The organism is Streptomyces sp. NPDC002669 (assembly GCF_042889165.1).
GTDB lineage: Bacteria > Actinomycetota > Actinomycetes > Streptomycetales > Streptomycetaceae > Streptomyces.
In genome coordinates, this window is sequence record NZ_JBIAQQ010000019.1 from 139,071 (window position 1) to 160,569 (window position 21,499).

The following is a 21,499-nucleotide window of genomic DNA, read 5'->3' on the forward strand; positions in this document are numbered from 1 at the left end:
ACCACTCGTTACTTGCGGTAACCGCAGTCTGTTACCGACAAGTAGCCTCTGTCAACCACACTGCTTCCGATCCGTGCTCCCCAGGGCAGAGTGTTACGTTGCGCAGGCAGGACGTAATGGCACGGCCAGGGCGGGGAGAAGCCACATGGAGACCACACGACAGGCCGAGCGCCAGCGGACGGCGGCCGAAAACCGCCGTCGCGAGCTACTCGAAGCCGCCGACCGCGTGGTGCTCAGGGACGGTCCGGGCGCCTCGATGAACGCCATCGCGGCGGAGGCCGGGATCACCAAGCCCATCCTCTACCGGCACTTCGGCGACAAGGGCGGCCTCTACCGCGCCCTGGCCGAGCGGCACACCGACGCCCTGTTGGTCGCCCTGCGCGCCGCGCTCGACGCCCCCGCCGAGCGCCGGCAGCGCGTCGAGGCGACGCTCGACACCTACCTCGCGGCGATCGAGGCCCGCCCCCAGGTCTACCGCTTCCTGATGCACCCCGCCGACGACGCGGTCCCCGCGACGGAGCAGGGGTTCGACGTCGGGCGGCACTCGGCGCCGCTGCTGCGCCGGCTCGGCGAGGAACTCGCCCTGGTGATCGCCGAGCGGGTGGACCTCGGCCCGGACAGCGAGGCCACGGCCCGCATCTGGGGCCACGGCATCGTCGGCATGATGCACGCGGCCGGCGACTGGTGGCTCGGCGAACGCCCCTGCTCCCGCGAGCAGTTGGTGCGCAGCCTGGCGGACCTGCTGTGGGGCAGGCTGTCCGCCGCGCAGGACCGGCCCGGCGGGCCGGGCTTCTGAGGCCGGCCGACGGGCGCTCAGCCGGTGGTGCGCGCCCAGGGCGCCCGGCGGGCCGCGCGCAGCGCCCTGCGACGGCGCAGTCCGGTCAACCGGTCCGTGTAGACGGTGCCTTCGAGGTGGTCGCACTCGTGCTGGAGGCAGCGCGCGAAGAAGCCGGTGCCGGTGACCCGCACCGGCTCGCCCTCCACCGTGAAGCCCTCGACGACGGCCCGGTCGAAGCGCGGGGTGCCGGCCTCCAGACCGGGCAGCGACAGACAGCCCTCCGGGCCGCGTACGGTGATGCCGTCCGCCTCGACGAGCGTCGGGTTGACGAGATGTCCGAGATGGCGGACGTCCTCGTCGTCCGGACAGTCGTAGACGAACACCCGCAGCGGAACGCCGATCTGGTTGGCCGCGAGGCCGACCCCCTCGGCCGCGTACATGGTGGCGTACATGTCCTCGACGAGCCGGGCGAGCGAGGGGCCGAAGTCCGTGACGGGTTCGCAGGCACCGTGCAGCACCGGATCGCCGAGCAGACTCATGGCACGGATCAGCCCGGAACTGCCGGGGATCGGGCGGTTTCGCATGGCCGCAATCGTACGTTCCGCATGGCCACGGCCCCTCCGGCGGTGCCAGGGTGCGGCCGTCGCGCCGGACATCGATAGGCTGGGCACGGACCGATGCAAGGAGGATCTAGGACGATGGCAGGCAACACGGAGCCGCTGTCGCCGCGGGCCAAGCTGGCCGTGACGGCGGGAAAGGCCGCGGCGGCGGTGTCGCGCGCCGCCGGGCGCGGCAGCGGATCGGTGATCGGCGGCCGGGTGGCGCTCAAGCTCGACCCCGACCTGCTGGGGCGGCTGGCGCAGCACCTGGACGTGATCCTCGTGTCGGCGACGAACGGCAAGACGACGACCACCCGGCTGATCGCCGAGGCACTGCGGGCCGCGGGCCCGGTCGTGTCGAACGCGCTCGGCGCCAACATGCCCGCGGGCATCACCTCGGCGCTGGCCGGCGGCTCGGACGCGCAGTACGGCGTGATCGAGGTCGACGAGAAGTATCTGGCCGGGGTCGCCCGCGACACGACGCCCAAGGTGATCGCGCTGCTCAACCTCTCCCGCGACCAGCTGGACCGCGCGGCGGAGACCCGGATGCTGGCGGAGAAGTGGCGTGAGGGACTGTCCGGCTCCAAGGCCGTGATCGTCGCCAACGCCGACGACCCGCTGATCGTCTGGGCAGCCTCCTCCTCCCCCAACGTGGTGTGGGTGGCGGCCGGTCAGGCATGGAAGGACGACGCCTGGTCCTGCCCCGCCTGCGGCGGTGTGATGCAGCGTCCGGGCGACGACTGGTTCTGCGGCGAGTGCGGATTCCGCCGTCCCGCGCCGAGCTGGGTGCTGCACGGCGACTACGTGCTGGACCCGCACGGCTCGGCGTGGCCGATCCAGCTCCAGCTGCCCGGCCGCGCCAACAAGGCCAACGCCACCAGCTCCGCAGCCGTGGCCGCCGTCTTCGGCGTGCCGCCGCAGGTCGCGCTGGAGCGGATGTACCAGGTGCAGGCCGTCGCCGGCCGCTACGACGTGGTGACCTTCCTCGGCCGTGAGCTGCGGCTGCTGCTGGCGAAGAACCCGGCGGGCTGGCTGGAGACGTTCTCCCTGATCGATCCGCCGCCGACGCCGGTGATCCTCTCCGTCAACGCCCGCGGCGCGGACGGCACGGACACCTCCTGGCTGTGGGACGTGGACTACACCCAGCTCGCCGGTCACCCGATCTTCGTGCTCGGCGACCGCAAGCTGGACCTGGCGGTCCGCCTCGAAGTGGCCGGTCTGGACTTCCGGGTCTGCGAGACCCTCGACGAGGCCGTGCAGCAGGCCCCGCCCGGCCGCATCGAGGTCATCGCCAACTACACCGCCTTCCAGGATCTGCGCCGTCGTGTCGGCAACTGACCCCGGCCCCGGCCACCTCCGGAGAGGACGAAGCATGAGCAACAACGGTCTGCGTCTGGTCTGGGTCTACCCCGACCTCCTCAGCACCTACGGCGACCAGGGCAACGCGCTGGTGGTGGAGCGCCGGGCCCGGCAGCGCGGGCTCGACGTGCAGCGCGTCGACGTGCGCAGCGACCAGCCGGTGCCGACGTCCGGCGACATCTACCTGATCGGCGGGGGCGAGGACCGGCCGCAGCGCCTGGCCGCGGAGCGGCTGCGCCGCGACGGCGGGCTCAGCCGGGCCGCGTCCAACGGCGCGATCATCTTCTCGGTCTGCGCCGGCTACCAGATCCTCGGGCACGAGTTCATCAACGACCTCGGCGAGCGCGAGCCCGGCCTCGGGCTGCTCGACGTGGTCTCCACCCGCGGCGAGGGGGCCCGGTGCGTCGGTGACGTGCTGGCCGACATCGACCCGCAGCTCGGCCTGCCGCCGCTGACCGGTTTCGAGAACCACCAGGGCGTCACCCATCTCGGCCCGACGGCACGGCCGTTCGCCCGGGTGAAGCTCGGCCGGGGCAACGGCACCGGCGACGGCACCGAGGGCGCGTACAACGACACCGTCTTCGGCACGTACATGCACGGCCCCGTCATGGCGCGCAACCCGCAGATCGCGGACCTGCTGCTGAAGCTGGCCCTCGATGTGAACGCCCTGCCGCCGACCGACGACCGCTGGTACGAGGCGCTGCGCGCCGAGCGCATCGCGTCCGCGACACAGCCCGCCTGATGAGGCCGAATTCGCTCGTCTGAGCGGATTCCAGCAGGTGGACGCCCGGTTCGGTCCCGCCACCCTGCGCCGGTAGGGTGGCGGGGAACCAGCCGGACGACGGGGTCCGGTCGTCGGCCCACGTTGCAAAGGTTTCCCGGGCAATGCGAATTGGTGTTCTCACCTCCGGCGGCGACTGCCCCGGCCTCAACGCCGTCATCCGTTCCGTCGTACATCGCGCGGTGGTCGACCACGGCGACGAGGTCATCGGCTTCCACGACGGGTGGAAGGGCCTGCTGGAGTGCGACTACCGCAGGCTCGATCTCGACGCGGTCGGCGGCATCCTCGCCCGCGGCGGCACGATCCTCGGCTCCTCCCGGGTCCAGCCCGCCCATCTGCGCGGCGGCGTCGAGCAGGCCCGGGGCCACGTCTCCGACCTCGGCCTCGACGCGATCATCCCGATCGGCGGCGAAGGCACGCTGAAGGCGGCCCACCTGCTGTCCGAGGCGGGTCTGCCGATCGTCGGTGTGCCCAAGACCATCGACAACGACATCGCGTCCACGGACGTGACCTTCGGCTTCGACACCGCCGTCGGGGTCGCCACCGAGGCGCTCGACCGGCTCAAGACCACTGCCGAGTCCCACCAGCGGGTGCTCATCGTCGAGGTCATGGGACGCCACACCGGCTGGATCGCCCTGCACTCGGGCATGGCGGCCGGCGCGCACGCCATCGTGGTGCCGGAACGCCCCTTCGACATAGACGAGCTGACCGAGGTGGTCGGCAAGCGCTTCTCGGCCGGGAAGAAGTTCGCGATCGTGGTCGTCGCCGAGGGCGCGAAGCCGCGCCCGGGCTCGTCCATGGAGGTCGAGCAGGGCACCAAGGACATCTACGGGCACGAGCGCTTCGCCGGCATGGCCACGCGGCTCTCCATCGAGCTGGAGCAGCGCCTGGCCAAGGAGGCCCGCCCGGTGATCCTCGGCCACGTGCAGCGCGGCGGCACGCCGACCGCGTACGACCGGGTGCTCGCCACCCGCTTCGGCTGGCACGCGGTGGAGGCCGCGCACCGCGGGGAGTTCGGCATGATGACGGCGCTGCGCGGCACGGACATCGTGATGGTGCCGCTGAACCAGGCCGTGGAGACCCTGAAGACGGTTCCGGCGGAGCGGTACGCCGAGGCGGAGTGCGTGCTCTGAGCGACACCCCGTCCCAGGGACCGCCCCCGGCCGCACCCGCGGCCGGGGGCGGTTCTACTCTGGTCGGGACAACCGGCGCGAAACGGGGACGTCCCCAGCGGGAGTGAACAGATGGACCACAGCGGGCACGGCATGAACATGGACCTGCCGCCGTTCACGCTGGGACGGGGGCTTCAATTCTCCGCCGACCCGTTCTTCCTCATCGGCTGTGTACTGGGCCTGGCCCTGTACGGGTACGCCGTGATGCGGCTGCGCAGACGCGGGGACGAGTGGCCGGTCGGCCGGATCGTCTTCTTCGTCGTCGGCGTGCTGAGCATCGCCCTGGTGATGTGCACCAAGCTGAACGACTACGGCATGGTCATGTTCAGCGTGCACATGGTGCAGCACATGGTGATCAGCATGCTGTCGCCGATCCTGCTGCTGCTGGGGGCCCCGGTGACCCTGGCCCTGCGCGCGCTGCCGGTCGCCGGGCGCGGCCGCACCGGTCCGCGCGAGCTGCTGCTCATGCTGCTGCACAGCCGGTACATGAGAGTCATCACGCACCCGGCCTTCACGATCCCGATCTTCATCGCCAGCCTGTACGCGCTGTACTTCACCCCGCTCTTCGACTTCCTGATGGGTTCGAAGACCGGCCACATCGCGATGATGGTGCACTTCCTCGCGGTCGGCCTGGTGTTCTTCTGGCCGATCATGGGCGTCGACCCGGGGCCGCACCGGCCCGGTTACGTCATGCGGATGCTGGAGCTGTTCGCCGGCATGCCGTTCCACGCGTTCTTCGGCATCGCGCTGATGATGGCGTCCACCCCGATGGTGGAGACGTACCAGCATCCGCCGGCCTCGCTCGGCATCGACGCGCTGAGCGACCAGAACTGGGCGGGCGGCATCGCCTGGGCCTTCAGCGAGATCCCGTCGGTGCTGGTGCTGATCGCGCTGGTCTTCCAGTGGTACCGCTCCGAGCAGCGGACGGCGAAGCGCTCCGACCGTGCGGCGGAGCGCAACGGCGACCAGGAGCTGGAGGCGTACAACGCTTATCTCGCCTCTTTGCAGGCGCGCGGACGGTAGCGGTGGACACGCCTCAGGGGTGACGATGGCCTCCACGGCCGTGCGGCCGACGAGGAGGGTGCGGGCATGTCCGGATCCACGAAGACCATGGGAGTGCTCACGCTGGGAGCCCTGGTGGTGGTCACCGCGTACACGGTGGCGCTGGGGAGCAGCGGCTGGCTCTGGTTCGGCTGGGTCGTGCTCGGCCTGATCACCCTGGGGATGGCCGCGACGCGCGAGTCCTGAGCCGGTCCCGGGAGCGACCGGGACCGAGGCGTACGGGGATTCGCCGAGGAGCCGCGAAGGGCCCGGCGCCCGATGCGGGCGGCCGGCCCGCTGCGTGCCCCGGTCGCGGCCGGTGTCCGTTCAGGACACGAGCAGGCGGAGGCCGAGATCTGCCGCGTCGAGGTCCGCGAGGTCGCCGTTGCGTTCGGCCCACCGGCCGGATTCGAGGTCGTCGCCCAGGCTTCGCACCGCCCGCTGTTCGGCCTGTGGCCCGACCCTCGTCCACACCGACATCGCGCGGCGCACACGATCCTCCAGATACGCCCCCGGTCGGCGCCAGTACGCCTCGAACAGGCCGTCGGCGCAGTCCCACGGGACGGGTACCGGCTCGGCGCGGGCCCCGATCGCGTCGGCCATCTTGGCGAGCGGGGGAAATCCCGCGAGGACGGCGGCGAACTCGGGCAGGTAGTCGCGGGTGAGCCAGAACCGGTCCTGCCATCCGGGCTCGTCGGTGTCGAACGTGAGCACCCCCACACGGCGGGGCCACGCGCCGCATCTCGCGCAGCCCCGCCCGCGGGTCCCTCCAGTGGTGAACGGTGGAGACGGCCATCGCGACGTCGAAGGACCGGTCCTCGAACGGCAGGCTCTCCGCGGCGGCGGCCACGCACGGCGCCGAACCGGCGGGCCGCTGCCCCCGCATGACCGCCGACGGCTCCACCGCGGTCACGTCACGGTCGGCGGGCTCGTAGGAACCGGTGCCGGCCCCGACGTTCAGCACCCGCTGCGCGTCCCCGGGCGCGTCCAGGATCTGCGCGGCGATCCGGGGATCGGTACGCCGGGTCGCGGTGCAGGCGCCGCCGATCGCGTCGTACAGGCGTGCGCCGAGCATCTCCAGTTGCTTCTCCGGTGTCACTGCCAGTCCCTTCGCCCGTGCCCCGAGTTCCCTGTCGATGGCCGCCACCATGGCGTCGGCACGGTCACATCGCTCCAGCAGCAGGCCGCGCAGCCGGCGCAGGTGCGCGACCGCGTCGGCCGAGGGGTCGCCGACCAGTTCTGCGACCTCGCGCAGACCGAAGCCGAGTCGCCGGTAGGCCGGCACCTCCCGAAGCCGCTCCACGTCACGCGCCGAGTAGGCCCGGCGGTCCGCGCCGAAGGGCGCACGAGTCCGATCTCGTCGTAGTGGTGCAGCGTGCGGACGATCACACCGGCCGGCTCGGCCACGCGTCCCACGGTCCAGTGATCTTCCACGGGTCCGACTGTGCGGCCTGACGTCACGTGAGGGTCAAGAGCCGGCTGCGTCCGCCGGCCTCCTCACGGTCCGCGGGCCGCTCCGGGTGACCGTCCCGGCGCCGAGAAGCCCGAGCCGGTCGGGAGCCGTGACCGCTCCCGGTGCCGACCGGGGTTCCGCCGGTCCCCGGGGCCGTGGGACCGCGGCCCCTCCCCGGCGTCCCGGGACGCACTCGTCCGATCGCCCCCTTTCACCCGTCGGTGAAGGGGGCGATCGCCGTTTCCCGGGACGGCCGACCGGGGACGGGCAGAACGCTCTTCTCCGGTTCCCGGAGCACCGGCCTTCACCTGCGGTTGTGTGCCGCCGGGCCGCTCCCGTCCGGCCCCGGCCCGCTGCGGAACCGTGAGGCGGCCATGCTTCAACTCTTGACAGGTGCGCATCACCACGCCACCTTGGGAGCGCTCCCACAAACAAGAATCGCACACGGCGACGGCCGTGCGTCCGAGCTCGGGAGCACCCCGAACGCCGGGTTCCATCGTCCCCGGGGCCCCTTTCGCACCGCGCGCATCCCCGTACGCCGCTCCTCTTCCGGCACTCCTCCCCCACGACTCACCGACGGCCACCGCCCTCACCGGCGGGGCCCGGTGCGGGGCGGCGCACCCCGAGCCGCTGCCCCGGTACGGCACCCCCCAGGTCCGCGGGCCGACCTCCCGCGGGCACCCGAGAGAAAACTGGAGCCGCAATGAGAAGGCCAGGCACCACCTCGCACGGGACGTTCCGAAAGCCGGCCGCCCCACGCCGGAGGCAGGCCGCGCTGCTCGCCCTCGCACTGGGCGCGGCGCTGACGGTCGCCCTTCCCCCGCCCGCGTCGGCCGCGGCCCGGGTCGACAACCCCTACTCGGGCGCCACTCCCTATGTGAACCCCGACTGGTCCGCCCGGGCCGCCGCCGAGCCGGGCGGTGGCGCCATCGCCGACGAGCCCTCGTTCGTCTGGATGGACCGCATCGCGGCCATCGAGGGCACGGGGGGCGCGAAGGGGCTGCGCGAGCACCTCGACACGGCGCTGGAGCAGGGCGCCGACCTGTTCCAGGTGGTCGTCTACGACCTGCCCGGACGGGACTGCGCCGCGCTGGCCTCCAACGGCGAACTCGGCCCCACGGAGATCGACCGGTACCGGAACGAGTACATCGATCCCATCGCCGACATCCTCGCCGACCCGGCCTACGCGGGCCTGCGCATCGTCGCCCTCATCGAGCCGGACTCGCTGCCGAACCTGGTGACCAACGCCGGCGGCTCGGACGGCTCCACCGAGGCGTGCGCGACCATGAAGGCGAACGGCAACTACGAGAAGGGGGTCGGTTACGCACTGCACACCCTGGGTGCGATCCCCAACGTCTACAACTACGTCGACGCCGCCCACCACGGCTGGCTGGGCTGGGACTCCAACTTCGTACCGGCGGCGCAGGAGTTCAAGAAGGCCGCCACCACGGAGGGGGCGACGGTCTCCGACGTGCACGGCTTCATCGTGAACACGGCCAACTACTCGGCCCTGAAGGAGCCCCACTTCAAGGTCACCGACACGGTGAACGGGACGACGGTGCGCCAGTCCAAGTGGGTGGACTGGAACTACTACGTCGACGAGCTGTCGTTCGCGCAGGCGTTGCGCACCGAGCTGGTGCGCCAGGGCTTCGCCCCGGACATCGGCATGCTGATCGACACGGCCCGCAACGGCTGGGGCGGCTCCGCCCGGCCCACCTCGGCGGGCCCGCTGACCGGCGTGGACGCCTATGTCGACGGCGGCCGGGTGGACCGGCGCATCCACCCCGGCAACTGGTGCAACCAGAGCGGTGCGGGCATCGGCGAACGGCCGACCGCCGCCCCCGAGCCGGGCATCGACGCCTACGTCTGGGCGAAGCCGCCGGGCGAGTCGGACGGCAACAGCCGGCCCATCGACAACGACGAGGGCAAGGGCTTCGACCGGATGTGCGATCCGACGTACACCGGGAACGGCCGCAACGGCTACAACCCGTCCGGGGCCCTGCCGGACTCCCCGCTCGCGGGCCGCTGGTTCTCCGCCCAGTTCCAGGAGCTGGTGCGCAACGCCTACCCGCCGCTGGGCGGCGGGAGCGAGTGACTCCGGGCGCATCGCCCCTGTCGGGCGGCCGTGCCGCCCGACCCTCCCCCCTTCGTCGCTCGCGCGGTCGACGAAGGGGGGAAGGACCGGACCCGGGCCGTCCCCGCCGCTCTCCCGGCGGGGGCGGCCCGCAGCCCGCTCAGCCCTGCTGGAGGCCGGGCCTGCCCGCCTCGGTCACGAAGGAGGTCCGGGTCGAGACGGGCGCGCCGGGGGCGGTCACGTACGGCAGGACCCGGAAGTCGGCCCGGCAGGTCTCCCGGGTCAGCGCGCAACGCACGTATCCCCGCTGGAAGTTGGTGAACTTTATGTGCTCGTTGGCGGCGAGCAGCCTGGCGCCCGAGGGATCCAGGTCCATGCCGTCCTTGCTGGTGGAGATGGACGAGCCGACGAACTCCACGCCGAGCGTGGGTGATTCCGGGTCGTCGAAGTTCTGCTTGAGGTCGGCGGCGAGGTGCCGGTGCATGTCGCCGGTGAGCACCACCGGGTTGTTCACGCTGCGATCGGTGATCTCCTTGAACAGCCTCTGGCGCGCGTCCACGTAGCCGTCCCAGAAGTCCATCACGAAGGTCTGGCCGGGGCCGGGGTCGGTGTCGACCTGGGTCACCGGGATCTGCTGGGAGATCATGTTCCAGGTCGCGTCGGAGCGGCCGAGGCCGCGGTACAGCCACTGTTCCTGCTCCGGGCCGAGGATGGTGCGGCCGGGGGTCAGCCGGTCGGTGCAGCCGCTCCTGGAACCGTCGCCGCAGGGCTGGTCGTCGCGGAAGAGCCTGGTGTCGAGGATGTGGAAGGTGGCCATCCGCCCGTAGCGCAGGCTGCGGTACATCCGTGCCCGGAATCCGTTCGGCCGGTTCGGCAGCCGCAGCGGCAGGTGCTCGTAGTACGCCTGGAAGGCCGCCGCCGCCCGCTCGCGGAAGACCGCGGGGTCCTGGTCGGGCTCGGTGTCGGCCTTGGACCTGTCGCGCGCCCAGTTGTCCTCGACCTCGTGGTCGTCCCAGACGACGGCGAACGGGTGGGCGCGGTGGGCGGCGATGAGGTCGGGGTCGAAGCGGTGCAGGGCGTGGCGGTTGCGGTACTGGACGAGGTTCATCGGCTCGGGGCGCAGTTCGGCGGCGACGGGGACGTTGCGCACGCCGCCCATGGCGTCGATGGGGTTCTCGTAGATGTAGTCGCCCAGGTGCAGGACCAGGTCGACGTCCTCCTCGGCGAGGTGCCGGTAGGCGGTGTAGAAGCCCTCGAACCACGCCTGGCAGGAGACGAAGGCGAAGTCGAGTTCCCTGGGCCGGCTGTGCGGCGGGGGCGCGGTGCGGGTGCGCCCCACGGGGCTGTGCACGCCGCCGGCCCGGAAGCGGTAGTAGTAGTGCCTGCCCGGCTGCAGTCCGGAGACCTCGACGTGGACGGAGTGGGCGAGTTCGGGCACCGCGCGGGTGCGTCCCCGGCGCACGACGGACCGGAAGCGTTCGTCGCGGGCGATCTCCCACTGCACGTCGACGGCGTACGGCGGCATGCCGCCGGCTCCGTCGGGGGCGAGGGGCTGGGGGGCGAGGCGGGTCCACAGCACGACCCCGTCCGGCCACGGGTCGCCGGACGCGACCCCGAGGGCGAACGGGTCCTCGTGGAAGGGCGTGTCGCCCCATGCCCTGCCCGCGGAGGCGCCGGCCGCGGCCAGGGCCAGGCCGATCGTTCCGCCGAGCATCATCCGTCTGCCGAACGCTCCGGTACCACTTGACGCACTGTCCATCTGCATGAAACTCGTCCCTTCGTCGGGCGGAATTCCGTCCGGTACGAGCCGGGAGCGGCACGTGATTTCACGTCCGTCCATGTGGTAATCACAGGGTGAATATCACAGGGAATCATGTGCCACAAGACCACCCGCCGACGTCCGCAATACCGTTCACAGACGGTTAGTTGGGGCAACATCACCCCTTTTCCGAGGTGAACGGGAGACACATCGGCAACACCCTTGACACCCCCCAGGGCGACTCATAGTCTCCACGCCACAGAATTAACGTTAGATTTCACATCGGGAAATTCGGTGCGACGGAAGGACGTGCTCGTGTCCGGTTCCCCGGCAGCCGATCCACCCGTCTCCCGACCCTCCGAAGGGGCGGCGCACAGCCGCTCCGGAACCACGACGCTGCGCCCCCATGCCCTGCGGTGCGAGCACCGCACCACCCCGCTGGGGATCGACGAGGCCGCGCCCCGGCTGTCCTGGCGGCTCGTTTCCGATCACCGGGGCGACGATCCCGTGGCCCACCGGGTCCGGGTCGCCGAGCGCGTCGAGGACCTGGACGGGGACGGCCGGCTCCTGTGGGACACCGGCCGGGTGGCCGATCCCGGTGCGACGGCCGTCCAGTACGCCGGGCCGCCCCTGCCGCCCCTGACGCGCTGTCACTGGCGGGTGTCCGTGTGGCGGGCCGGGACGGACGTCCCCGCCGAGGCCACGTCCTGGTTCGAGACGGCGTTCACCGGCGCCGCCCGGTGGCGGGCGTCGTGGATCGCCCACGAGCCGGGCCCGGTCGATGTCATGGACGCGCCCACCGAGGGCGAGTTCGCCCTCGACGACCACGGGCTCGCCCCGTGCCCGATCCTGCGGCGCTCCTTCACCGCGGCGGCCGGCCCCCGGGCCCGGCTGTACGTCAGCGCGCGCGGGCTGTACGAGGTGCGGCTCAACGGCGTACGGGTCGGCGACGCCGAGCTGGCACCCGGCTGGACGGACTACCGCCACCGCGTCCAGTATCAGACGTACGACGTGACCGGGTTGCTGCGCGACGGGGAGAACGTGCTGGCGGCCACCCTCGCCGACGGCTGGTGGAGCGGGTTCGTCGGCTTCGAGCCGCGCCGGGCGGGGGCCCATTACGGCTCGTTCCCCCAGTTCCTGGCGGAACTCCGGATGACCGGTGCGGACGGCGCCGACACCTCGGTCGTCACCGACGGGACCTGGCGAACCGCCACCGGGGCGGTGCGGCACGCGGATCTGCTGATGGGCGAGTGCCACGACCTGCGCCACGCGCGTGACGGCTGGGAGCTGCCCGGTTTCGACGACTCCGGCTGGTCCCCCGCCCTGGTCACGGACACCGGCCACCGGCTGCTCGTGGCGTCCGTCGACGAGCCCGTGCGGGCGACGCGGGAGCTGCGCCCGCGCTCGGTCCGCCAGGTCTCGCCCGGTACCCATGTCGTCGACTTCGGCCAGAACATCGCCGGCCGGGTGCGGCTGAGGGTGGCCGGGCTCGCGGCCGGGAGCCGGGTGACGATCCGTCACGCGGAGGTCCTGGACGGGTCCGGACAGCTGTACACGGCGAATCTGCGCACCGCCGCCGCGACCGACGTGCTCGTCGGGGACGGGCGCGGGCCCGTCGTGTTCGAGCCGCGGTTCACGTACCACGGGTTCCGGTACGCCGGGATCAGCGGTCTGCCGGAGCTGTCGGAGGACGATGTCGTCGCCGTCGCCCTGCACAGCGACACCCCGTGGGCCGGGGAGTTCGACTGCTCGGACGCCGAGCTGCGGCGGCTCCACGACTGCGTGGCGTGGGGACAGCGCTCGAACTTCGTCAGCGTGCCCACGGACTGCCCGCAGCGCGACGAGCGGCTCGGCTGGCTGGCGGACGCGCAGGTGTTCCTGCCCACCGCCGCGCTCAACGCGGACGTCGCCGCGTTCTTCACCAAGTGGCTGCGCGACGTCGACGACGCCCGCGCCCCGGACGGCGGCTTCCCCAACGTCGCCCCGCGGCTCGTGGGGGTGGCCGACGAGGGTGCGCCCGGCTGGGGCGACGCGGGGGTGATCGTCCCGTGGCACCTCCACCGCGTCTACGACGATCCGCGCTTCCTCTCCCGGGCGCTGGACGGCATGTGCGCCTGGGTCGACCTGATCCGCCGTCACAACCCCGATCTGGTCTGGCGCCACCGGGTGGGCCCGCACTTCTCCGACTGGCTCGCCCCCGGCACTCCCACCCCGCGCGAGGTCATCGCCACGGCGTACTTCGCGCACAGCGCCCGGCTCACCGCGAAGGCCGCCGGTGTCCTCGGGCAGGAGGACACCGCCCGGCGGTACCACCGGCTGGCCGACGACGTCCGGCGCGTGTTCACCGAGCGCTTCGTCACCGTCGACGAGGCCGGGGCGGACGGCCCCCGGGTGCGCGTCGCCGGGGACACCCAGACCGGGTACCTCGTCGCGCTCGCCTTCGAGCTGCTGCCCGCCCCCCTGGCCGGGGCCGCCGCCGCCCGGCTCGCCGAACTCGTCGGTTCGGCCGGTCCCGCCCTGCTGACGGGCTTCCTCGGGGTCGCGCTCGCCGCCCCCGTCCTCGACGCCCACGGACACTCCGACCTCGCCCACGCCCTCCTGCTGCGCGACGAGGTGCCGTCGTGGCGCTTCCCCCTGCGGCACGGCGCCACCACGATCTGGGAACGCTGGGACGGGTGGACGCCCGACGCGGGGTTCCGCGCCCCTTCGATGAACTCCTTCAACCACTACGCGCTCGGCTCGATCGGCGAATGGCTCTACCGGGGGGTCGCGGGCCTGGACCAGGCGCCGGACTCCACGGGGTACCGGCGGCTGCTGATCCGGCCGCGGCCCGGCCCCCTCCGCCGCGCGAGCGCCCGCCACGAATCGGTCCGCGGCACCGTCGCGGTCTCCTGGGAGCGGGACGAAGAAAGGATCATCCTGTGCGTGCGGGTGCCGCCCGGCGCCACCGCCGATGTGTACGTGCCCACCACGGACCCCGGCTCGGTCCGCGAGTCGGGAGCGGTTCCGGGGGCCGGCGACCCCCATGTCGCACCGGTCGCGGCCGCCTCCGGCCAGGTGTTCCACCGCGTGTCCTCGGGCACGTACCGCTTCACCGCCGCCTACGCCCCGACGGGCGCTCCCCCCGGGGCGCCCGGCACGGTCCGGCCGTCGCCCCGCCCCGGCCGCGGCACGTCGAACCCGCCCATCCGTCAGCACGAGGAGGACACACCATGACGACGCGTTCCCATCCCCGGCCGGGCCGGGGCGCGGTCGGCCGCCGCGGCTTTCTCCGCATCGGCGGCGGGGCCGCGGCGCTCGCCGCGCTTCCCCCCGTCCTCACGGCCTGCTCCGGTTCGGACGGCGGCTCCGGGAAGCTGCGCGTCGTCGGCGTCGCCGACCAGCAGAAGCCGATGGAGGACATGGTCGCGCGCTACCGCACGTCCCACCCCGACACCTCGTTCGCCACCTCCTTCGCGCCCACGGACCAGGTCCAGACGGTGGTGCGCACCCAGCTCGCCGGCGGCAACGCCCCGGACGTGCACGTGCTCTATCCCGGCAGCGGCAGCGCCATGTCCATGGTCGAGCTGGCCAAGGCCGGACTGCTGGCCGATCTCAGCGGGCAGAGCTGGACCGAGGAGGTCCCGAAGAATTTCCACCCCGCCTACCGGCACGAGGGCAGGACCTACCTGTATTCGGCGGGCAGCAGCGTCATCGGTGCCATCCACAACAAGAAAGTCTTCGCCGACGCGAAGGTCGAACCGCCCCGGACCTGGAACGAACTCCTCGCCGTCTGCGCGAAATTGAAGGCGAAGGGCGTGATCCCGATCGCGCTCGGTGCCCAGACCCCCTGGGTGACCCAATTGATCACCTACGCGCTGGTCCCCAATGCCGTCTATGCGAAGAACCCCGGATTCGACGCCGAAATGGCCTCCGGCAAAGCGCATTTCCGCGGTTCGGGATGGGCCGAGGCGATGGGCAGGTACAAGGAGTTGCAGCGCCGGGGTTTCTTCAACGACAACCCCAACGGGACCACGTACGAACAGCAGACCTCGATGGTCGCCGGTGGCAGGGCGGCGATGGCCGTCCAGGTCTCCGCCGTGCTCGCCAACTTCCGCCAGGCCGCCCGCAACCCCGACGACCTCGGCATGTTCCCCTTCCCCGGCGGTGACGACGCCGGGAAGCTGTGGATCCCGGCGGGCATCGTCGTCGGGGTCGGGATCTCCGCGCGGTCCAGGAAATCGGCCGGGGCGAAGGCGTTCGTCGAGTTCCTCGGGAAGCAGGAGAACGTCGACCGCTGGGCGCAGTCCGTGGCCGCGATCCCGTTCAAGCGCGACTCCTCGACCAGAATCGATCCGGTCCTCAGCTCCTTCCTGCCCCTCATCGACGACAACCGCGCCGTCCCCTTCATGGACCAGAGCTGGCCCAACGCCGAGGTGCAGCCCGCCCACTTCGCCGCCGTGCAGGAACTGCTCGCGGACAAGACGGACGTCGACGGCGCGCTGGCCCGGATGGACGAGGCCTACGGGAAGGCACTGTGACGAGCACCTCCTCCGAGGAACGCGCGGTCGCCGGGAGGCGGCCGGGAGCGCGCCCCGGTCCCGGCCGCCCGGCCCGGCCCCGTGACCACACCCTCCCGCCCCGGCTCTTCGTCGTGCCCGCGCTCGTCGTCTACGCGGTCGTCGTCCTCTATCCGAGCCTCGCCGGAGTGATGTACGCCTTCACCGACTGGTCCGGCATCGGCGGTTTCTCCTTCACCGGCCCGGACAACTTCCGCGCCCTGCTCGACGACGACCGGGCCCTGGAGTCCGTCGGCAACACCCTGCTGCTGACCGTCGCCGTGGTCGTCGTCCAGAACGGCATCGGGCTGCTGCTCGCCCTCGGCGTCCATGCCCGCATCCGGTCCCGTGCCGTGCTGCGGCTGATCTTCTTCGCGCCCGCGGTGGTGAGCCCGGTCATGGTCGCGATCCTGTGGAAGTACATCTACAACCCCGACAACGGCGCCGGGCTCAACGGGGTCCTCGGCGCGATCGGGCTCGGCGGCCTGCGCCAGGACTGGCTCGGCGATCCCTCGCTCGCCCTGTGGTCGGTCGCCGCGATGGTCGTGTGGCAGTACGCGGGCTACTCCATGGTCGTCTTCCTGGCCGGGCTCCAGGGCGTGCCGGCCGAGCTGCACGAGGCGGCCCGCATCGACGGGGCGGGCCCCTGGCAGCGCTTCCGCTACGTCACCTGGCCCCTCCTGGCCCCGGCGCTGACGATCAACCTCATGCTGTCGACCATCGGCGGCCTCAAACTCTTCGACCAGGTGTACGCCGCCACGAACGGCGGCCCCGGCACCTCCAGCGAGACGCTGTCGACCGTGCTGTACAAGGAGGCGTTCGTCTACGGGAAGTTCGGGTACAGCACCGCGGTGGCCCTGGTACTCGCCCTGTTCGTGGCCGCGGTGTCCCTGGTACAGCTCCGCTACCTGCGCGCGAGGGAGGTCACCGCGTGAGCGTCGCAACGGCCCGTGGTCCGGTGGGAGAGCGGCTTCGCGGCGGTCGCGGACCACGTTTCGGGCGGTATGCCCTCGAACTGGTCATGATCGCCGTCGCGGTGGTCTTCCTCTTCCCGGTGTACGCCCTGCTCACCCTGGCGATGAAGGACCCCCGGCAGATCGCCGAGTCGCCCCTGGCACCGCCCTCGCCGCCCACCTTCGACAACTTCGGCGACGCCTGGTCCTCCGCGTCCCTGGGGCCCGCCCTGCTCAGCAGCACGGTCATCACCGCCGTCAGCCTGCTGCTCCTCGTCGTCCTCGGCTCCACGGGCGCCTACTACCTCGCGCGCCGGGCCCGCGGCATCGGCTACGGGCTCTACGTCCTGTTCCTGCTGGGCATCGTGCTGCCGTTCCAGCTCGGCATGATCCCGCTCTACAAACTCGTCGACGACCTGGGCTGGCTCGGCACGTACCACGGCATGGTGCTCTTCTACACCGGCATCCAGCTGCCGTTCACCGTGTTCCTGTACACGGGTTTCATCCGTGCGCTGCCGCAGGACTACGCCCAGGCCGCGCTGATCGACGGCTGCAACCACCGGCAGGCCTTCGCCCGGGTGGTCTTCCCCCTGCTGCGCCCCATCACCGGCACCGTGATCATCCTGAACGCCGTGTTCGTCTGGAACGACTTCTTCACCCCGCTGCTGTACCTGGGCGGTTCCGGCCGGGAGACCGTGCCGGTGGGCATCTTCGCCTTCGTCGGGCAGTACGTCTCCGACTACGGCCTCGTCTTCGCGGGGCTGGTGCTGGCCGCCCTGCCGATCCTGGTGGTCTTCGTGCTCCTCCAGCGCTATGTGATCAAGGGTTTCGCAGGCGGCCTCAAGGGGTGAGGACCTCCCATGGCACTTCCCGGACACCGGCCCCTCCCACCGGACGTGGCGGCGGCGTTCGCCGATCCCCCGCGCGCCTTCTCGCCCGTCGCCATCTGGTGGTGGAGCGGGGAGCGGCTCGAACGGTCCCGGCTGCGGGCCCAGCTGGAGCGTTTCACCGAGGGCGGGGTGCATCAGCTCGTCCTCCTCAACCTGGCGCCTTCGGGCCCGCTGTTCGGCTCCGACGCCGATGATCCGCCCTTCCTCTCCGACGCCTGGTGGGCGCTGCTCGACGGCGTGTGCGAGGACGCCCGCGAACTCGGTGTCGGGCTCTGGTTCTACGACCAGCTCGGCTTCTCCGGCGCCGATCTCCAGGCCCGTCTCGTCGACGAGCGGCCCGGGCGCGCCGGGCGCCGGCTCGACCGTACCCGCGCCGTGGTCGATTCCTCGGCCGCCCGGCCCGGGGAACTGCGCTGTCCCCCCGGCGCCCGGCCCCTGGCGGGCGGTGCCGAACCGGTCGACGGCGACGGCCGGGGCACCGGTCCCGCGGTGCGGGTCCCGGTGGCCGGCGGAATCGTGCGGGCACCCGGCCCCGGACGCTGGCGCCTGACCCTCCATCACCACGAGGCGCTCGGTTTCGACTACCTCGGGAAGGAGGCGTGCGCGGCGCTGCTGGACCGGGTGCACGGTGAGTTCGGGCGCCGCCTCGGCGACCGCCTCGGGACCGTCGTCGTCGGCTCCTTCCAGGACGAGCTGCCCGCCCTGCCCACCTGGTCCACCGGTTTCGCCGCGTCGTTCCTGCACCGCCACGGGTACGACGTCACGGCCCGGCTCGACGCCCTGTACGCCGACAGCACGGACCCGGACGCCCACCGGGTCCGCCGCGACTACCACGACACCCGTGCCGAGCTGGCCGAGGAGGCGTTCTTCCGGCCGCTGGCCGCCTGGCACGAGCGGCACGGCCTGCTCGTCGGCTGCGACCAGCAGGACCCCGCCCGTGCCGGGCACCCCGTCGGGGGCGTGCGGCTGTACGCCGACTACGCCCGTACCCACCGCTGGTTCTCGGCCCCCGGCTGCGACCATCACGGCGACGCCCGGGTCCACTCCTCGCTCGCCCACCTCTACGGCCGTCCCCGCACCTGGATCGAGGCGTTCCACTCCACCGGCTGGGGCGGGACGTTGGAGGAGACGTTCGACTGGCTGCTGCCGTGGCTGCGGGCCGGCGCGACGCTCTACAACCCGCACGCGGTCTACTACACGACCAAGGGCGGCTGGTGGGAGTGGGCGCCGCCGGCGACCGACTGGCGGCAGCCGTACTGGCGTCACCACCGGGTCCTCGCCGACGCGGTGGCCCGGCTGTGCGCGGCCCTGAGCACGGGCCGCCACCTGTGCGACGTCGCGGTCCTGCTGCCCACCGCCACGGCCCAGGCCGGCACCGCCCTGGACGGGGTCACGGAGGCGGCGGAGCACGCCCAGTCGGTGTATCTCGGCCTGGTCGGGGAGATGTCCTGGTTCCGCACCCGGCCGGGCCTCCTGGACCGGCTGGGGCTGGACGCCGACGTCGTCGACGACGCCTCCCTGGCCCGTGCCCGGCTCTCCCGGTCCCGCGACGGGGTGCGGCTGGAGGTGGCGGACGAGGCGTACGGCACGGTCCTGCTGCCCGCGTGCACCGTCGTCGAGCGGAAGACGGCGCACCGGCTCGTCGAGTTCGCCTCGGCCGGTGGTCGGTTGATCGCGCTCGGGGCGCTTCCCGAGCGTCTCGTCGGCCCGGGTCCGGCCGTCACGGCGGCCGAGCTGCGGGCCTGCTTCACGGACGGCCGGGCCGTGCACGTCCCGGCCGCTGACGACTCGGACGGTTCCCTCGCCGTCGCGCTGGCCGGGGCGGCCCCGGCCGTCCGCGCCCCGGTGCCCGCGCTCGCGCGCCGGGTGGACGGTGCCACGGTGGTGTTCCTGACCGCGGGCAGTCCCCGGGCGACCCGGGCGAGGGTCGCCGCCCCCGACGAGCGGGGCGCCGCGCTGGGCTGGCTGGACGCCCGCTACGACTTCGATCCCGGCCGCTACGCGCGAAGTGCCCGGGTGCGGGTGCGGGACGTGGCGGGGCCCGCGGTCCTGCTGGACCCGTTCGGCGGGGCGCCGCGGACTCTGCCGGCGGTGCCAGCGGACGGTGACGCCCGCGCCGTGGAGGTCGAGGTCCCCTTCGACAGGGGACCCGCGGCGCTGCTGGTCTTCCCGGCCGAGGGCGGGGGCCCGGCGGTGCCCGTGCCCCCGTCCGTCCCGGTCGCGTCCGGTGCGGGCCCGGCCGTCGTCACCGTCGAGATCCCCCCAGAAGCGGACTGGCGGATGACGCTCGTCCCGACCCTCGACAACACCTGGGGCGACTTCGCCCGCCCCGCGACGGGTCCGCCGGGCGCGGGGCCGGCGGTCACCGAGTGCCGGACCTTCGGGCACCGGGTGGAGGCGGCGGGCGAGGACGGAGTGCGGGACGGCTGGGCCGGGGCGGAAGGGGCCCGCGGGGCACGGACCACGGTGCACGCGACGTTCGGTCCGCGGGCGGTCGTCTCCCGCGGCGCCCCCGGGCGGGTCCGGTCGTCGGTCCTCGAATGGTCCGACTCGCTGGGCGTGCGCAAGGACCCGGTGCACCGCGCCGTACTGGGGCCGAAGGGGCACGTGCCCGAGGAGTTCGTGCACCTGGGCCACGCGGTCGCCGGGGAGCCGGTGCGGCTGCGCACGGTGCTGCACCTCGACGAGGACTTCGACGGGCACCTCGCGGTCGGGGCCGCGGCGGCGAAGAGCGTCCTGCTCGACGGGGCGCCCGTGCCCCTGGACGACCGGGGCCATCTCGCGACGGGCCGGGTGCGGGCGGCGGCCGGCCCCCGGCTGCTCTCCGTCGGTCTGGTCCCCGACCGGGACTGCGTGCTGCGGGCGCACCTGGCGCTCGTCCGCGACCCAGAACGTTACCGGCGCCCGGAGTGGATCCTCGCCCCCGGGGCGGTGAGCACGACGCTGCGCCTGCCGGTCCTCCCCGTCCGGGCCGTGGTCCAGCTGGCCTCCCGGGCGCCCTGCGCGCTGCGGGTGAACGGGCGGCTCGTGGGCAGGCAGGGCGGCTTCGACCCGTACGCCGAGCACGCGGTCCCGCGGGTGCGCCGGCACGACGTGACGGCGGCCCTGCGCCCCGGCGACAACGACATCACCGTGGAGACGTCCGGCGGCGGCGAGCGCGCGGTGCTCGTGGACGCGGTCCTCGACGACGGGGCCGGGGGCCGGACGGTGACGCTGCACAGCGACGCCACGTGGTGGACCGCAGGAGCCCGGGGGCGCGAGCCGGCCGCGGTGCGCCGCGAGCCGGTGGGCGACCCCGCGGCCCTGCATCTGCGCCGTCGCCCGCATCCGCTGCCGGGGGCCCGCTGGCTGGACCCGGACGCGGACGACGGCACGGTGGTGCCGGTCCGGTTCGCGGTTCCCGGCCGCCGGGCCGCCGTGGAGTGGCTGTGGTGTCTGCTGCCGCCCGGCGCGACCCGGCTGACGGTGCCGGTGCACGGCGGGGCCACGGTGTACGTGGACGGCGCCGAGTGCGCCGCCGAGGTGGGCGACGGCGGGGAGCGGGGGGTGCGCACCGTGACGGTCGAACTGCCGACCGACGGGCCGCACGGGCCGCGGACCGCGGCCCTGCGCCTTCGCACCCGCCCCGGCCGGGAGGGCGGTGCCGCGCTGGCCGGCCCGCTGCGCTGCACGGTCGGTCCCGGGCTGATCCGCCTGGGCGACTGGGAGACCCTGGGCCTGGCCGAGTACAGCGGCGGGGTGCGCTACAGCCGTGAGGTGACGGTGCCCGACGGGGCCGTCGGGGGGCGCGTCCTGCTCGACCTCGGGCGGGTCCGGGGGACGGCGGAGGTGTGGATCGACGGGGTGGCCGCCGGGGTGCGGGTGTGTTCCCCGTACGTGTTCGACCTGACGGGGCTGGCCGGTCCCGGCGTCCGTACCGTCGACATCACCGTGTTCGGGACGCTGGCGCCCCGGCTGGACGCGACGAGCCCGACGCATTTCGTCTTCCCCGGGCAGCGGGTGAGCGGGCTGTCGGGCCCCGTGCGGCTGCGGGTGGAAAGGATCTGACGGGGCGGCGGGTACCGGTGATCGGGCGCGCCGGCCGGTATCGGGGCGGTGGGCC

15 protein-coding genes and 2 pseudogenes are annotated in these 21,499 nt (G+C 73.0%); 12 read left to right on the forward strand and 5 right to left on the reverse strand.

The features are described from left to right. Window positions 1-145 precede the first annotated feature (145 nt). A complete protein-coding gene (locus tag ACFYW1_RS26085; RefSeq protein WP_388997886.1) occupies window positions 146-796 on the forward strand; it encodes a TetR family transcriptional regulator in 651 nt (216 codons plus the stop codon). Window positions 797-813: 17 nt separating this feature from the next. Here ACFYW1_RS26085 and def read toward each other — a convergent pair whose 3' ends face one another. Next, the gene (def, locus tag ACFYW1_RS26090) at window positions 814-1,362 is read right to left on the reverse strand and encodes a peptide deformylase (RefSeq protein ID WP_388997889.1); all 549 of its coding nucleotides are present in this window, start codon (window positions 1,360-1,362) and stop codon (window positions 814-816) included. Window positions 1,363-1,476: 114 nt separating this feature from the next. Here def and ACFYW1_RS26095 point away from each other — a divergent pair, with 114 nt between their 5' ends. From ACFYW1_RS26095 to ACFYW1_RS26115, 5 genes are all read left to right on the forward strand, one after another. Continuing rightward, the gene (locus ACFYW1_RS26095; protein WP_388997892.1) at window positions 1,477-2,715 is read left to right on the forward strand and encodes a MurT ligase domain-containing protein; all 1,239 of its coding nucleotides are present in this window, start codon (window positions 1,477-1,479) and stop codon (window positions 2,713-2,715) included. A 34-nt stretch (window positions 2,716-2,749) separates the two neighbouring features. Next, window positions 2,750-3,478: a type 1 glutamine amidotransferase gene (locus ACFYW1_RS26100; RefSeq protein WP_388997895.1), complete on the forward strand. Its 729-nt coding sequence runs from the start codon at window positions 2,750-2,752 to the stop codon at window positions 3,476-3,478. A gap of 143 nt (window positions 3,479-3,621) precedes the next feature. After that, window positions 3,622-4,650 (forward strand): 6-phosphofructokinase, encoded by a 1,029-nt coding sequence (locus ACFYW1_RS26105; protein ID WP_388997898.1) that lies wholly within the window; start codon window positions 3,622-3,624, stop codon window positions 4,648-4,650. 111 nt (window positions 4,651-4,761) lie between these two features. Further along, window positions 4,762-5,712 carry a cytochrome c oxidase assembly protein gene (locus tag ACFYW1_RS26110; RefSeq protein WP_388997901.1) on the forward strand — a complete coding sequence of 317 codons (951 nt, stop codon included), beginning with the start codon at window positions 4,762-4,764 and terminating at the stop codon, window positions 5,710-5,712. A 66-nt stretch (window positions 5,713-5,778) separates the two neighbouring features. Then, window positions 5,779-5,937, forward strand: coding sequence for a hypothetical protein (locus ACFYW1_RS26115; protein WP_384230573.1), 159 nt, complete (start codon window positions 5,779-5,781; stop codon window positions 5,935-5,937). 120 nt (window positions 5,938-6,057) lie between these two features. Here ACFYW1_RS26115 and ACFYW1_RS26120 read toward each other — a convergent pair whose 3' ends face one another. The 3 genes and pseudogenes from ACFYW1_RS26120 to ACFYW1_RS26130 form a co-directional block, all read right to left on the reverse strand. After that, complete coding sequence (locus ACFYW1_RS26120; protein ID WP_388998023.1) at window positions 6,058-6,444, reverse strand: hypothetical protein; 387 nt, start codon at window positions 6,442-6,444, stop codon at window positions 6,058-6,060. Window positions 6,445-6,505: 61 nt separating this feature from the next. Then, window positions 6,506-6,880: pseudogene (locus tag ACFYW1_RS26125) on the reverse strand (class I SAM-dependent methyltransferase); the annotation flags it as partial. Further along, entirely contained in the window at window positions 6,826-7,191 is a 366-nt protein-coding gene (locus tag ACFYW1_RS26130; protein WP_388997904.1) for a MerR family DNA-binding transcriptional regulator, read from the reverse strand. The gene ACFYW1_RS26130 and the pseudogene ACFYW1_RS26125, both read right to left, overlap by 55 nt. Before the next feature lie 695 nt (window positions 7,192-7,886). On the opposite strand from ACFYW1_RS26130, the pseudogene ACFYW1_RS26135 reads away from it, so the two are divergent. Beyond that, a pseudogene (locus tag ACFYW1_RS26135) lies at window positions 7,887-9,275 on the forward strand (glycoside hydrolase family 6 protein); the annotation flags it as partial. Window positions 9,276-9,417: 142 nt separating this feature from the next. Here the strand turns inward: ACFYW1_RS26135 and ACFYW1_RS26140 are convergent. Beyond that, complete coding sequence (locus ACFYW1_RS26140) at window positions 9,418-11,022, reverse strand: alkaline phosphatase D family protein (RefSeq protein ID WP_388997907.1); 1,605 nt, start codon at window positions 11,020-11,022, stop codon at window positions 9,418-9,420. Window positions 11,023-11,331: 309 nt separating this feature from the next. Between ACFYW1_RS26140 and ACFYW1_RS26145 the strand changes: the two genes are divergently transcribed. From ACFYW1_RS26145 to ACFYW1_RS26165, 5 genes are read left to right on the forward strand one after another with little or no spacing between them, the layout of a single operon-like run. Further along, window positions 11,332-14,232: a family 78 glycoside hydrolase catalytic domain gene (locus ACFYW1_RS26145; protein WP_388997910.1), complete on the forward strand. Its 2,901-nt coding sequence runs from the start codon at window positions 11,332-11,334 to the stop codon at window positions 14,230-14,232. After that, on the forward strand, window positions 14,229-15,536 hold the full coding sequence (locus tag ACFYW1_RS26150; RefSeq protein ID WP_388997913.1) for an extracellular solute-binding protein: 1,308 nt from the start codon (window positions 14,229-14,231) through the stop codon (window positions 15,534-15,536). Before ACFYW1_RS26145 ends, ACFYW1_RS26150 begins: the two co-directional genes overlap by 4 nt. Further along, window positions 15,533-16,489, forward strand: coding sequence for a carbohydrate ABC transporter permease (locus ACFYW1_RS26155; protein WP_388997916.1), 957 nt, complete (start codon window positions 15,533-15,535; stop codon window positions 16,487-16,489). The genes ACFYW1_RS26150 and ACFYW1_RS26155 overlap by 4 nt, the downstream gene beginning before the upstream one ends. After that, window positions 16,486-17,358, forward strand: a complete 873-nt coding sequence (locus ACFYW1_RS26160) for a carbohydrate ABC transporter permease (RefSeq protein ID WP_388997919.1) — start codon at window positions 16,486-16,488, stop codon at window positions 17,356-17,358. The genes ACFYW1_RS26155 and ACFYW1_RS26160 overlap by 4 nt, the downstream gene beginning before the upstream one ends. Window positions 17,359-17,367: 9 nt before the next feature. Beyond that, window positions 17,368-21,444, forward strand: coding sequence for a hypothetical protein (locus ACFYW1_RS26165; RefSeq protein ID WP_388997922.1), 4,077 nt, complete (start codon window positions 17,368-17,370; stop codon window positions 21,442-21,444). Window positions 21,445-21,499 lie beyond the last annotated feature (55 nt).